Source organism: Streptomyces sp. SAI-127, from assembly GCF_029894425.1.
Lineage (GTDB): Bacteria > Actinomycetota > Actinomycetes > Streptomycetales > Streptomycetaceae > Streptomyces.
Genome location: NZ_JARXYJ010000001.1, coordinates 2,497,169 through 2,510,115 on the forward strand (window position 1 = coordinate 2,497,169; position 12,947 = coordinate 2,510,115).

The 12,947-nt window shown below is 68.9% G+C and carries 10 protein-coding genes; 6 read left to right on the forward strand and 4 right to left on the reverse strand.

Annotation, left to right across the window (positions count from 1 at the left end; all coding sequences use genetic code 11):
* Nucleotides 1-5 precede the first annotated feature (5 nt).
* The 4 genes from M2157_RS11645 to M2157_RS11660 all read right to left on the reverse strand — a co-directional run bounded on the left by M2157_RS11645 (nucleotide 6) and on the right by M2157_RS11660 (nucleotide 4,982).
* Nucleotides 6-1,484 carry a cellulose-binding domain-containing protein gene (locus M2157_RS11645; protein ID WP_280865207.1) on the reverse strand — a complete coding sequence of 493 codons (1,479 nt, stop codon included), beginning with the start codon at nucleotides 1,482-1,484 and terminating at the stop codon, nucleotides 6-8.
* 355 nt (nucleotides 1,485-1,839) lie between these two features.
* Nucleotides 1,840-3,159 (reverse strand): radical SAM protein, encoded by a 1,320-nt coding sequence (locus tag M2157_RS11650; protein WP_280865208.1) that lies wholly within the window; start codon nucleotides 3,157-3,159, stop codon nucleotides 1,840-1,842.
* 62 nt (nucleotides 3,160-3,221) lie between these two features.
* Nucleotides 3,222-3,920 carry a pyridoxamine 5'-phosphate oxidase family protein gene (locus M2157_RS11655; RefSeq protein ID WP_280865209.1) on the reverse strand — a complete coding sequence of 233 codons (699 nt, stop codon included), beginning with the start codon at nucleotides 3,918-3,920 and terminating at the stop codon, nucleotides 3,222-3,224.
* A gap of 54 nt (nucleotides 3,921-3,974) precedes the next feature.
* Nucleotides 3,975-4,982, reverse strand: a complete 1,008-nt coding sequence (locus M2157_RS11660) for a hydroxyacid dehydrogenase (RefSeq protein WP_280861757.1) — start codon at nucleotides 4,980-4,982, stop codon at nucleotides 3,975-3,977.
* Between the two features lie 108 nt (nucleotides 4,983-5,090).
* On the opposite strand from M2157_RS11660, the gene M2157_RS11665 reads away from it, so the two are divergent.
* The 6 genes from M2157_RS11665 to M2157_RS11690 all read left to right on the forward strand — a co-directional run bounded on the left by M2157_RS11665 (nucleotide 5,091) and on the right by M2157_RS11690 (nucleotide 12,933).
* On the forward strand, nucleotides 5,091-6,344 hold the full coding sequence (locus M2157_RS11665; protein ID WP_280865210.1) for a D-arabinono-1,4-lactone oxidase: 1,254 nt from the start codon (nucleotides 5,091-5,093) through the stop codon (nucleotides 6,342-6,344).
* A 115-nt stretch (nucleotides 6,345-6,459) separates the two neighbouring features.
* On the forward strand, nucleotides 6,460-7,704 hold the full coding sequence (locus M2157_RS11670) for an ROK family transcriptional regulator (protein ID WP_280861759.1): 1,245 nt from the start codon (nucleotides 6,460-6,462) through the stop codon (nucleotides 7,702-7,704).
* Nucleotides 7,705-7,740: 36 nt separating this feature from the next.
* Nucleotides 7,741-9,585 (forward strand): glycoside hydrolase, encoded by a 1,845-nt coding sequence (locus M2157_RS11675; RefSeq protein WP_280861760.1) that lies wholly within the window; start codon nucleotides 7,741-7,743, stop codon nucleotides 9,583-9,585.
* Between the two features lie 230 nt (nucleotides 9,586-9,815).
* Nucleotides 9,816-11,078 (forward strand): sugar ABC transporter substrate-binding protein, encoded by a 1,263-nt coding sequence (locus M2157_RS11680; RefSeq protein ID WP_280861761.1) that lies wholly within the window; start codon nucleotides 9,816-9,818, stop codon nucleotides 11,076-11,078.
* A gap of 20 nt (nucleotides 11,079-11,098) precedes the next feature.
* Nucleotides 11,099-12,067, forward strand: coding sequence for a sugar ABC transporter permease (locus M2157_RS11685; protein WP_280861762.1), 969 nt, complete (start codon nucleotides 11,099-11,101; stop codon nucleotides 12,065-12,067).
* The gene (locus M2157_RS11690; RefSeq protein ID WP_280861763.1) at nucleotides 12,064-12,933 is read left to right on the forward strand and encodes a carbohydrate ABC transporter permease; all 870 of its coding nucleotides are present in this window, start codon (nucleotides 12,064-12,066) and stop codon (nucleotides 12,931-12,933) included. Before M2157_RS11685 ends, M2157_RS11690 begins: the two co-directional genes overlap by 4 nt.
* Nucleotides 12,934-12,947: the final 14 nt, after the last annotated feature.

A 12,947-nucleotide genomic window follows, 5' to 3' on the forward strand; every position in this document is an offset into this window, starting at 1 on the left:
GGGTGTCAGGACTTCACGCACTCCCTCCCGTTGAGGGAGAAGTCGTACGCCGGGGCGTTCCTGCCCTGCCAGGAGGCGAGGAAGCCGACGGAGAGCGAACCGTGCGCGGGGACCGACTTGTTGTAGTCGGCGGCGCTCGCGGTGACCTTCGCGCCGCTCTGGGTGAAACTGCCGTCCCACATCTGCGTCACCTTCTGGCCGTCCTTGAAGGACCAGGTGACCCGCCAGTCGCTGAGCGCCTCGGTGGTGGCGACGGTGACTTCGCCCTGGAAGCCGTCGGGCCACTGGTTGACGAGGGTGTACTCGACCTGGCAGAACGGCGTGACACTCTCGCTGGGCTCCGGCTCCGCGGCACCGGCGGAGGAGGTCCCCTGGGGTTCCGGGTCGGATTTCTTCGCACCCGTGGACTCGGACGGGTTCCCGCCGGCCGTCCGCGACGGGCCCGCCGAGCCGGGCGCCCGGGACGTGGCGGAGGGGACGGACGAGGTGGGGTTGGCCACCGGCTCGCTGTCGGCCGAGGTACCGGTGCCGGGCTTGGCGGCGCCGTTCTCCATGTCGTCGCCCGGCATCATCGAGACGGCGAGGGCGAGCAGGGAGACGAGGACCGCCGCGACGAGCAGGCCGTTGCGCACGACCTTCGCCTTGTGCGCGCCCGGGTTCGGGGGCCCGCTCTCCAGCGCCTCCGGGCGCCCCGCGCCAAGGCGCACCTCGGCGGCCCGGCGGCGGCGCTCCAGATAGGCGAGCCCGCCCCAGCCGATCACCCCGCCCGCGAGGGCGGCGGGCAGCCCGCCGCCCTGCAGTCGAAGACAGGCGGCGGCCTCCGCGCACTGCCGGCATCTCGCGAGGTGGCGGGAGAGGTCGTCCGGCGTCTCTCCGGAGGTGGACCGGGTGACCGCGTCCAGCAGCCGGGCGTAGCTGCGGCACTGCGCGTCCATCGGCATGTCGAGATGGTTGCGGTGGCTGCGGTCCCGGAACAGTCCGCGCACCTGGGCGAGTTCGTCGCCCACGGTGGCCGGGTCGAGGCCGAGCCGGCGGGCCACCGCGGACAGCGGCAGCGCCTCCACCTCGGCCAGCCACAGCAGTTCGGCGTCCGCCGCCTGCAGATCGCGCAGTCCGCGCAGCGCGATCGGCCGCTGGAGCGGCGGTCCGGTGTAGCGGGCGGCCTTGTCGGAGTTGAGCCACAGCCGCAGATCGGGGTCGAGCCGGTGGCCCAGGCCCCGGGCCTCCCAGTCCGCCGCCGTCGTGCGAACGGCGGTCAGCAGCAGGGGTATTCGGGGCAGCCGGGCCGGACGGCGGCCGGCACCGCGGGCGGCGGCCTCCGCCTCACGGGCCTCGCGCATGCCGAGCGAGAACGCCTCCGTGGCCAGCTCGGTGGCGGCGGTGGAGCCGGCCGTGCACAGATCGGCGTACGACAGCACGGCGTCCCAGCACTCGGAGAACAGCGCGGCCTCGGTGGCGTCCTGGGGGGTCGGCAGGTCGGGCATGGGTCTCCTGCATCCAAAGCGAGGTCAACTCGCCATACTGGCAAAGGAGTTGGGGGGAACCTCGCGGCAGGACAGGACCCTTTCACGTCTCCCACACAACTGACAAGCAGGCTATTCAAATCGGTTACCGAGGGTTCGCGCCAGTGGCCGGAGCGCGCGACCGGGAGCGCTGTTACGAGAGTTATACGGAAAGAACGCCGGGAAATCTCGATACCGGGTGCATCTCATCGCGAAATGTGCGGAGCAGCGCGGCCACTCCGGTCACCTTGTCGATAAATCCCTCGGCACATAAGCGCGGGCCGCGGATCCCGAAGGTCTCCGCGGCCCGCGCCCCAACCGTTTCGGCGGTGCCGGGTTACACCTCGACCGGCTCCTGGGCCGGAAGGCTGTCCATGAAGGAACTCACGGAGAAGACGGCACGGCCGGGTCCGGGCGGGCCGTAGCCGGGAGGCGAGGACAGTCCGAAGTCGTCCATCGTCCGGCGATAGGCCTGGAGCAGCCGGATGTGGTACTCCAGCGGCGCGCCCTGCGGGTTCGCATTGCCGAGGGGGGTCGTGGGCTCCGGGCACCACGTGGTGAAGCGGGGTGTGATGCCGTGCGACATGAAGAAGCGCAGGCCCTCCGTGGTGGACGCGATCGCCTCGTCGACCGACTTGAAGCCGAACGGCTCGGCCATCTCCACGCCCGCCACGAAATTGGGGATCACATTGCGCGCGCCGAAGATCTCCGCCGAGTCCAGGATCCGCTTGTGCCACTCGTCCCGGCCGACGTACCGCTCCTTGCCCGGGCAGTACATCTTGAAGAGATACTCGTCCCACACCTCGTAGTTGGGGTGGTAGATCTGCACGCCGTAGTCCTTGAAGCGCTGCACGTCGTCCTTCGGCAGCGCCTGCGCGACGACCTTGCCGATCCAGCGGCCCGGGAAGTGCTCCTCGATGGCCTTGGCGTACATGCCGTAGAAGTCGGCCTCGTCCCGGCCCTGGAGCTTCGAGGTGATGGCGCCGCCGGTGAGCGTGTAGGCCGTGGAGACCTTGGCGGTGTCGTACCGGTCGATGATCTCGAGCGCCTCGAGGACTTCGTCCACGTCCTTGACGCCCGTGTACGGCCGCCCCGCCGCCTTGTGCTGGCGCCAGTTGTGGTTGATGTCGCAGTACTGGCACTCCTCCTTGGCGCCGAAGTACTGGCACACCCGGAAGACGGTCAGATAGATCAGGTAGCCCCACTGGATGGTCGGGGCCACCTCCATCACGGACTTGCCGTTGGAGAGCTTGTGCCGGTAGTACTCCGGCATCGGCGGCACACCCACGTCGGCGATCCGCTTGCCGTCGAGGTAGAGCCCGAGCATGCCGGAGTCGTCGGCCGCCACGCGGTAGGGCGAGGCGGGGTTCACCCGCACCGACACCACGGTCCGCCTGAGGTCGTACGGCCCGCCGGTGAGGATGATCTCCTCCGGCGGGCGCCGCAGCGCGGCCTCGCCGAGCTCCGGCAGGGTGCCGTGGTCGAAGGAGAAGATGAAGTACGACTTCGGCTTCATCTCCCCCGACTCGTTGTCGCTGAGGGCGGACGGGTCGAAGGCCACGCCACCTCGCAGCAGGTCCTCCTTGAAGACGGCTTCCCGCGGCACCTGCGGAAACCGCTCCATCAGATCCTCGACCAGCGCGGTACGGCTGCCCATCCCGTGTCTCCTCCCGGCTCAGACGTACGACCGACTCCTCACGGTATGCCCTCGCACCGGCATCACCCGTGCCGGGTCCCCTCACGGCGAGCTATATGGGTTGGTACGGGCGTTTCCTGCGGCAGCAGCGGGTCGGGAACAGGCGCGTCCCACGTCGAGGTGAGCGGAAGCACACCGGCCCACAGCCCCAGCTCCGCGTCGGGTCCGTCGCCGTCGTCGGGCGCACCGGTACGGATCTTGACGGAAGCCTCCTCGAGGGAGACGGCGAGCAGGGCGGTGGCCGCGAGTTCCTTCCGGCTCGGCTGCCGGGCGTACGCCCACTGCCCCGGCGCCGCGTGGTCGGTCAGCAGGCGCAGGCCCGCCAGCTTCTCCTGCGGGTCGGTCACCTTGCGGGCCTCGCCGTGGATCATGGCGCTGCGGTAGTTGACGCCGTGCTCGAAGACGGACCGTGCGAGGACCAGCCCGTCGACGTGCGTGACCGTGACACAGACCGGCGTCCCGCCCGCGAGGCTGCGGCCCGCCACCGAGCCGTGCACATACAACTGTCGCGCGTCCCATCCATAGACCGTGGGCACGACCAGGGGCCGCCCCTCGACCACCACACCCAGATGACAGACGAAACCGGCGTCGAGGATCGCCTCCAGATCGGCCCGGTCCAGGCTGCCCTGCTCGCGCAGGCGGCGATGCCGGGTGAGCTCGGTCTGCGGGAGGGACGCGGGGAGGCGTCGCGGGTGAGGCTCGGGGTGCGTTTCGGGGCTCATGACCAGGCAGGCTACTGACGCCTCAGACCCCTGACCAGGCAGGCTCCCGACGCCTCAGGCCCCGCGCTCCAGAGCCTCGAACGCCACCGGGAACGCCACCCCTGCCCCGGACACCACCCGCTCCGCCTCTTCCGCGACCGCCAGGCCCAGCCGCGCCAGTTCGTTGCCCTGCGACCCCGCGAGGTGCGGCGTGACGAAGGCACCCGGGAGCTCGTGCAGCGGCGAGTCGGCGGGCAGCGGCTCCGGGTCGGTGACGTCGAGGACCGCCGAGAGGCGACCTGCCCGCAGTTCCGCGACGAGGGCGTCCGTGTCGACGAGCGACCCGCGCGCGGTGTTGACCAGCACCGCTCCGTCCGGCATCAGGGCCAGCTCGCGGCCACCGATGAGATGCCGGGTCTCGGGGGTCTCCGGGGCGTGGACGGTCACGATCTCGGAGGTGCGCAGGAGTTCGTCCAGCGGCAGCAGCGGGACGCCCAGCTCCGAGGCCGCGCTCTCGTCGACGTACGGGTCTGTCAGGCTCACCGAGAGGTCGAACGGCCGCAGCAGCTCGATCACCTTCCGCCCGATCCGGGACGCCCCGATCACGCCGACCCGCCGCCCGTGGTTGCCGATGCCGGGCACGATCCCCCAGCCGGGAGACGCCCGCTCGGCGCGCAGCCGCTCCCGGCGCACGAAGACGTCCTTGCCGGCGAGCAGGATCACGGCGAGCGTGTACTCGGCGACCGGCAGGGCGTTGGCCTCGGCGGCCGAGGACACGGCGATCCCGCGCCGCCAGATCTCGGGAGTGGCGAAGCCCTTGACCGAGCCGGCCGAGTGCAGGACGGCACGGAGTTTCGGGGCCGCGTCGAGGACGGCCGCGTCCAGGCGGGGGCAGCCCCAGCCGGTCACGAGGATCTCGGTGCGGGCCAGGACGTCCGCGAGTGCCGGGTCGGTGAGGTCCTCGGCCACCAGCCCGGGATCGATGTCCACGGACTCCCGCAGCCGGGCCAGCGCCTCGGGCGGGAAGACGAGCGGCACGTTCTCGGCGGTCATGGCGAACAGCGCCTGGGGTCGCTCGGGCAAGGTGGTGATCCTCCAGACCGACGGAAAGGTTGTAGAAAACGCTCTCTACGGTAGGCCCCGACAAATGAGAGGGTCAACGCATACACACTTCCAGGAGGAACGACGGACATGTCGGAGACGATCACCAACTGGGCGGGGAACATCACCTACTCCGCCAAGGAACTGCACCGGCCGTACTCGCTCGACAAAATCGCCGCCCTGGTCGCGGGCAGCGCGAGCGTGCGGGTGCTGGGCAGCGGGCACTCCTTCAACGAGATCGCCGAGCCGGGCCCCGAGGGCGTACTGCTGTCGATCGCCGACCTGCCGCCGGTGATCGACGTGGACACGGCGGCCCGTACGGTACGGGTCTCGGGCGGCGTCCGCTACGCCGAACTCGCCCGCGCGGTGTACACCCGCGGCCTCGCGCTGCCCAACATGGCTTCGCTGCCGCACATTTCCGTGGCCGGCTCGGTCGCGACCGGCACCCACGGCTCGGGCGTCGGCAACGGTCCGCTCTCCTCGGCCGTGCGCGAGGTGGAGCTGATCACGGCCGACGGCTCCGTGCTGACCATCGGCCGGGACGACCCGCGCTTCGGCGGGGCCGTCACCTCGCTGGGCGCGCTCGGTGTCGTCACCGCGCTCACCCTGGACCTCGTGCCCACCTTCGACGTGGAGCAGTACGTCTTCACCGAACTCCCCCTCACCGGGCTGGACTCGGCGACCTTCGGGACGGTCATGGCCTCGGCGTACAGCGTCAGCCTGTTCACGGACTGGCGCGCGCCGGGCTTCCGGCAGGCATGGGTCAAGCGGCGGACGGACCAGCCGCTCGCCGACTTCCCCTGGGCCGCGCCCGCCACCGCGAAGATGCACCCGGTGCCGGGGATGCCCGCGGTCAACTGCACCGAGCAGTTCGGGGTGGCGGGGCCCTGGCAGGACCGGCTGCCGCACTTCCGGGCCGAGTTCACGCCGAGCAGCGGGGCGGAACTCCAGTCGGAGTACCTGCTGCCGCGTGAGCACGCCGTCGAGGCGCTGCACGCGGTGGACGGCATCCGGGACACGGTCGCCGGGGTGCTCCAGACCTGCGAGGTGCGGACCGTGGCCGCCGACGAGCAGTGGCTGAGCCCCTCCTACGGCCGGGACACCGTGGCCCTGCACTTCACCTGGATCGAGGACACCGCGGCCGTCCTGCCGGTGGTGCGCCGGCTGGAGGAGGCGCTGGACGCCTTCGACGCGCGACCGCACTGGGGGAAGGTCTTCACCACGCCCACGGACCTGCTGCGGGAGCGCTACCCGAGGCTCGGCGACTTCCGGAAGCTGGCGCGTGAGCTGGATCCCGAGGGAAAATTCGCCAACGCCTTCGTCCGGGCCGTACTTGCCGACTGACTTTATAAAGCCCCTTTCCTAACCCCTTGTACAAAGTCCCCCGCAGCCCATAATCTTGCGCCGCGCCGGTGCCACTGTCGTCCCGGCATGAGCGAAGGGATGGGGGCCGGCCCCGATGAAGCGCACATCACGTGACATCCGCACCGCGAACCGCTACGAGGTGTTGCGCCAGATCATCGCCGAGTCGCCCACCTCCCGGCAGGAGCTGGCGGCGGCCACCGGGCTGAGCCTGGCCACCGTCGCCACGCTCGTCGGCGAGCTGCTCGACCTCCGCATGATCACGGAGGTCGGTTTCGAGGAGTCGGCAGGCGGGCGCCCCCGGGGGCTCGTGGCGGTCAACGCGTCGGGGGGCGCGTTGATCGGCGTGGACATCGCGGAGACGTACGTCCATGTCGAGCTGTTCGACCTCGCGCTGAACGTGCTGGCCCGCGCCGAGGAGGACGTCAGCCCCGGCGAGAGCCTCCCGGAGCAGGTGGTCGGACATGTCGCCGCCGCCGTCGGCTCGGTGGTCACGCAGGCCGGGATCGAGGGCGCCCGGGTGCTCGGTGTCGGCGTGAGCGTGCCGGGGCAGGTGGACCGCGCCACCGGCATCTCGGAGTACGCCCCCAACTGGGACTGGCACGACGTGCCGCTGGTCGACCTGCTCTCCGAGTACATCGCCTACCCGCTCTACCTGGACAACCCGCTGCGTGCCGTCGCCGTGGCCGAGCTGTGGTTCGGGGCGGCGCGCGGGAGCGGGAACGCCGTGGTGGTCACCCTCGGGACCGGCGTGGGCGCCGGGCTCGTCCTGGGCGGCGCCCTGCATCGCGGTGTCTCCAACAGCGCCGGCGAGTGGGGCCACAACACGATCGTCCTGGACGGACGCCTGTGCCGCTGCGGCAACCACGGCTGCGTGGAGACGTACGTGGGCGCGCCCGGGATCATGCTGAACCTGCGGGAGCTGAGCCCCGACAGCGAGCTGCTGCACCCGGGCGACCAGACGGCGACGATCGCCGCGCTGGCCCGGGGGATGCTCACCCAGGACCCGGTGGCGGTCAAGGTCGTCCGGCACACCGCCCGCTATCTGGGCGCCTCCATCGCGCACCTGGTCAATCTGTTCAACCCCGAGGTGGTCGTGCTCAGCAGCTGGGTCGCGGCCGCCCTCGGCGAGCCCCTGGTCGCGGAGGTGCGCGAGGCCGTCGCCCGGCACGCGCTGCCCCGGCCGATGGCCGCCACCGAGATCGTCCTCTCCCCGATCCCGACGGACCCGGCGTGTCTGGGCGCGGCGACGTTCGCGCTCGAAGGGGCGCTCCAGTCGGTCGGGCAGAGGTCCGCGAAACGCACCACCCCGGCAAGGACGAAGACGCACGACCCCCGCTAGGAGCCGTACCGCACCACCTTCATGACGACGGAAGGGATGCACGTGTCTCACCCCCACCGCAAGAGATCAGCCCTGCTGACAGCCGCAGCCGCGTTCGCTGTCGCGGGACCCCTGATATCCGCCCCGCCCGCCTCGGCCGCCACCCCCACGGTGGCCGAGGTGTCCCCGCACGCCGCCCAGACCATCGACAACATCGGCGCCTCGGGCGCCTGGTGGGTCAACGACCTGAAGAACTTCGACCCGAAGGTCCAGGCCCGGGTGTCCAAGCTGCTGTTCTCCAAGGACGGCCTGGCACTGAGCAGTTACCGCTACAACATCGGCGGTGGCGGCACCGGGGTCACCTACGCCCCGCGCGCTCCCGAGGACTTCCTGAAGGACGACGGGTCCTACGACTGGAGCAAGGACAAGGCGGGCCGTACATTCCTGTACGCGGCCGCCAAGTACGGCGTGAAGGACCTGATCGCCTTCGTCAACAGCGCGCCCGCGCAGTGGAAGACCAACGACAAGAGCTGCGGCGGCTATCTGAAGACGGAGAACACGCAGGACTTCGCGGACTACGTCGCGGACGTGACGGACCACTTCGCCAAGCAGGGCGTGCGCTTCGACTACATCAGCCCCTTCAACGAGCCGACCAACAGCTTCGACAGCTGCGGCCAGGAGGGCATGCTGGTGCCGGTCGACCAACGCGACGACATCGTGCGGGCGTTGGGCGCCGAGCAGCAGGCCCGCGGTCAGAGGACCGGCATCATCGCGGACGAGTCCAGCAGCACGGTCAGCTTCAACACCGAGGTCCCGCAGTGGATCTCGCAGCCGGACACCGCCCAGTACGTCGACAAGCTCGCCCACCACACGTACAACAACCCGGGCGACGACCAGCGGGCGAAGATCTACGAGACGTCCAAGTCGGTCGGCAAGCAGTCCTGGTCCACGGAGATCTGCTGCTTCGGCAACGGCGGCACGGGCTGGGCGCAGGAGTACGACCCCACGATCGACGGTGGTCTGAACCTCTCCCGGATCATCTACAAGGACTTCGCGACCGCGCACGACTCGGCGTTCCAGTGGTGGGTCGCCCTCTCGGAGCAGATCGGCTCCGACCCCCTCGCGAAGAACAGCGAGGGCTGGAACGACGGCCTGATCTACTACGACCCCAACTACGCCACCAACGGCAACCAGACCCTGTACTTCACCAAGCGCTATTACGCGCTCGGCCAGTACAGCAAGTTCGTCCGGCCGGGCTCGGTCGCCCACAACGTGACCGGTGTACCGGACGGCGTCGAGGTGTCGACGTACGACGACCACGGCAAGTGGGTCGTCGTGGTCAACAACCACAACACCACCGACACCGCGGTGAAGCTGCGCTTCAACAGCAAGGCGCCGGTCCGCGCGAGCAAGGCCGTGCGGACCTCGGCGACCGAGAGCTGGGCGAACGTCGCGAAGCCGGCGGTCAAGGGCGGCACGGCCTCGGCGACCCTGCCGGCCCGGTCCATCACGACGTACGTCCTCGACCAGAAGGGCCACGGCACTTCGGCGGTCACGGGCGCGCTCCAGGGCAAGCAGTCCGGCAAGTGCCTGACCGCGAACGCCTCGGGTGCGGCGATCAGCAGCTGCACGGGCGGGCCCGAGCAGGTGTGGTCGTACGACGCGAAGGGCCGTCTGAAGGGCGTGAACGGCTATCTGACTGCGGGGAGTTCGGGGCTCACGACGAGCCCGGAGGCGACCCGTGACGGCAGCCGGCAATGGCTGCTGAACTCCAACGGCCAAGTCGTCAGCGAGGCGTCCGGCACCTGCCTGGACGTCGGCGGACAGGCGACGGCCGAGGGCAGCAAGGTCGGCCTGTGGACCTGCAACGGCGGGACCAACCAGGCCTGGTTCAAGCAGTAACACGTCACATCCGCAAGGGGGTTGCGGGCCGCTGGTGCGGCGGCCCGTGACCCCGGGGTGTCCGGTATCCCGAACGCCGCACAACGCTTCGTGCAGACTTCGTCCAACCCCTTGCCGAAGCCTTAGCCGAAGGTTAACGTCCCGCACCGCAGGTCCATTTGAGCCACCTGGCACTGAGCCGCAGAGCCATGGCACAGAGCCGTAGCCGTATTCGAGACAAGGACGTCAGCATGTCGGCATTGAGCAACAGCAACTGGGACCGTCGAAACGTTCTGCGGGCCGCGATGGGCCTGGCCGCCGCCGGCGGGCTGGCCGCGTGCGGCGGGAACACCGGGCGGAGCAGCGGAGGATCGGGCGACGGGCTCGTCCAGTTCTTCCACGCTTACGGCGAGGCGGGCACCGAGCAGGCGATCAAGCGGTACGCGAAGGCGTACAAGGACGCCAACGTGACCACCAACTGGATCACGGGCAACAACTTCGAGGCGAAGCTCTTCGCGTCCCTGCTCACCAAGAACGCGCCCGACGTCTTCGAGTTCCACCCGCAGATCCAGATGGTCAAGAGCGGTCAGGTGGCGGACCTGAGCGACATCATCAACCCGGTCAAGGACGACTTCAACCCGGCCGACATCAAGTCGCACACCGTGGACGGGAAGATATACGGCGTCCGCATGATCGACGACCCGCAGTTCTTCTTCTACCGCAAGTCGATGCTGGAGAAGGCCAAGGTCGACGTGCCGACCACCCTCGACGAGCTGCTCGAGGCGGCGGAGAAGCTCACCACCAGCAAGGTCAAGGGCGTCTTCCTCGGCAACGACCTCACGCCGGCCATCAACCCGCTCCTCTGGTCGGCGGGTGCCGACACCCTCACCGCCGACAACAAGCCCGCCTTCCACACGGACGCGGTCGTCGCCGGCATGAAGCAGCTGCGCCAGCTGTTCACCAGCGGCAACCTGCTCCTTGACGCCCCGGCCGACTACTGGGACCCGTCGGCGATCAACCAGGGCCTGTGTGCCATCCAGTTCTGCGGCATGTGGGCGATGCCCGCGATGCAGAAGGCGCTCGGCGACGACCTCGGCGTCTTCCCCTTCCCCAAGGTCGGGGACAACGGCAAGCAGTCGGTCTACAACGGCGGCTGGTCGATGTTCGTCAACGCCAAGGGCAAGAACGTGGACGCGGCCAAGGAATACGTGAAGTGGCTGTGGATCGACCAGAAGGAGTACCAGGAGGACTGGGCCACCTCGTACGGCTTCCACATTCCGCCGCGCACCTCCATCGCCCAGTCCGCCACCAAGCTCAAGTCGGGTCTGCCGGCCGAGGGCGTCAAGCTCTTCAACGAGTTCGGGCACTTCGACAACATCGGCTGGACCCAGGCGATGATCACCGCCCTCACCGACGCGTTCGCCAACAGCGTCCGTAAGAACGGCGACCCGAACGCCGCGCTCGCCGACGCGGAGAAGAAGGTCAACGCCGAGCTCAAGAAGCTCTTCGGATAGGTCGACGGAGAAACCACGACATGTCGACCACCACCACGCGCGGGGTCGCCCAGCCCGCCCCGGCCAAGGCCTCACCGGCCCGGCCGCGGCGGGGTCTACGGGGCAACCCGACCTTCAACTTCTGGCTCTTCACCGGGCCGTTCCTCATCGGCCTGGTGATCTTCGTCTTCGTGCCGATCGTCTGGAGCATCTGGCTCAGCTTCTTCGACGCGCGCTTCACCGTCACGCCGAGCAAGTTCATCGGCTTCGACAACTACAAGAGCATGCTGACGAACTCCAACTTCACCGGTTCCCTGGTGACGTTCACGGTGTTCGCCGCGCTCATCGTGCCCCTCACCTGGGCCCTGTCCCTGGGCCTGGCGATGCTGGTGCACCGGCTGCGGTTCATGCGGGCGTTCTTCCGGTCGGTGTTCTTCCTGCCGACCGCCGTGTCCTACGTCGCCGCCGCGCTGATCTGGAAGATGTCCATCTTCACGGGTGTCCGCTTCGGCCTGATGAACACGGTGCTCGGCTGGTTCGGCGTCGAGAACATCGCCTACCTGTCCGACCCGAACCCGCCCTGGTACTGGCTGGTCATCGTGACCGTACGGCTGTGGCTGCAGGCCGGCTTCTACATGATCCTGTTCCTGGCCGCGCTGCAGAACATCCCGGCGGAGCTGTACGAGGCCGCCGCGATCGACGGCGCCAAGCCCGGCTGGCAGACCTTCCGGTACATCACGCTGCCCCAGCTGCGCGCCACCTCCACCGCGGTGATCCTGCTGCTGCTCGTCGCCGCCTACCAGGCGTTCGACGAGTTCTTCAACATCATCACGACCAAGGCGACCTGGGGTCAGACCCCGCTCATGGTCCTCTACAAGACCGCCCTCGGCGAGAACCAGGACTACGGCGCCGGCAGCGCGGGCGCCGTCATCCTCACGCTGCTGATCTGCGCCGTCACGCTCCTCCAGGGCAAGTTCATGGGCTTCGGAAGGGGGGAGGACTCCAAGTGACCACCACCGCACCTCAGGTGGGCAAGGAGCGCCGCAAGAAGCACGGAGGCGTCCTCGGCAACACGGGCCTGTACATCGCCGTGGGTATCGCCGCCCTGCTCTTCCTGCTCCCCTTCTACCTGATCCTCCGCAACTCCCTCTCCACGGACCCGGAGATCACGGGCGAGAACTGGAAGCTGCTGCCCTCCTTCCAGTGGGGCAACATCAGCGAGCTGTTCGACGACCCGACGGTCGACTTCGCCAGGTCCATGTGGAACTCGACGGTGATCGCCGTCTCCATGACCATCGGCACCCTGCTGATCTGCTCCCTGGCCGGCTACGGCCTGGCACGTATCCCCTACAAGCACGCCAACAAGGTCTTCTACGTCGTCCTCGCGACCCTGATGGTCCCCACCGCCGTCACCTTCGTGCCCAGCTTCGTGCTGGTCTCGTCCCTCGGCTGGATCGACACCTACCGCGGTCTGATCATCCCGGGCCTGTTCAGTGGTTTCACCTGCTTCCTGTTCCGGCAGTACTTCCTCGGGTTCCCGAAGGAGCTGGAGGAGGCGGCACGCGTGGACGGGCTCGGTTACTGGGGCGCATACTGGCGAATCGTCGTACCCAACTCGCTGAACTTCTTCGCGGCGATGGCCACGATCACGTTCATCAGCGGCTGGAACGCCTTCCTGTGGCCGTTGGTCATCGGCCAGGACCCGAGCTCCTGGACCGTCCAGGTCGCACTGTCCTCCTTCATGACCAACCAGACCGTCAACTTCCACCTGATCTTCATGGCCACCGCCATTTCCATCCTGCCCCTGGTGTTCGTGTTCCTCTTCCTCCAGCGCTGGCTGGTCCAGGGGATCGCGCAGACCGGCATCAAGGGCTGACGCCTTTCTCTCAG

Excerpts from the sequence above, each read along its gene's own strand:
- M2157_RS11675 (WP_280861760.1), top strand. The coding sequence starts at position 7,741 with ATGCACGTGTCTCACCCCCACCGCAAGAGATCAGCCCTGCTGACAGCC.
- M2157_RS11650 (WP_280865208.1), bottom strand. The coding sequence starts at position 3,159 with ATGGGCAGCCGTACCGCGCTGGTCGAGGATCTGATGGAGCGGTTTCCG.
- M2157_RS11685 (WP_280861762.1), top strand. The coding sequence starts at position 11,099 with ATGTCGACCACCACCACGCGCGGGGTCGCCCAGCCCGCCCCGGCCAAG.
- M2157_RS11665 (WP_280865210.1), top strand. The coding sequence starts at position 5,091 with ATGTCGGAGACGATCACCAACTGGGCGGGGAACATCACCTACTCCGCC.
- M2157_RS11645 (WP_280865207.1), bottom strand. The coding sequence starts at position 1,484 with ATGCCCGACCTGCCGACCCCCCAGGACGCCACCGAGGCCGCGCTGTTC.
- M2157_RS11680 (WP_280861761.1), top strand. The coding sequence starts at position 9,816 with ATGTCGGCATTGAGCAACAGCAACTGGGACCGTCGAAACGTTCTGCGG.
- M2157_RS11670 (WP_280861759.1), top strand. The coding sequence starts at position 6,460 with ATGAAGCGCACATCACGTGACATCCGCACCGCGAACCGCTACGAGGTG.
- M2157_RS11655 (WP_280865209.1), bottom strand. The coding sequence starts at position 3,920 with ATGAGCCCCGAAACGCACCCCGAGCCTCACCCGCGACGCCTCCCCGCG.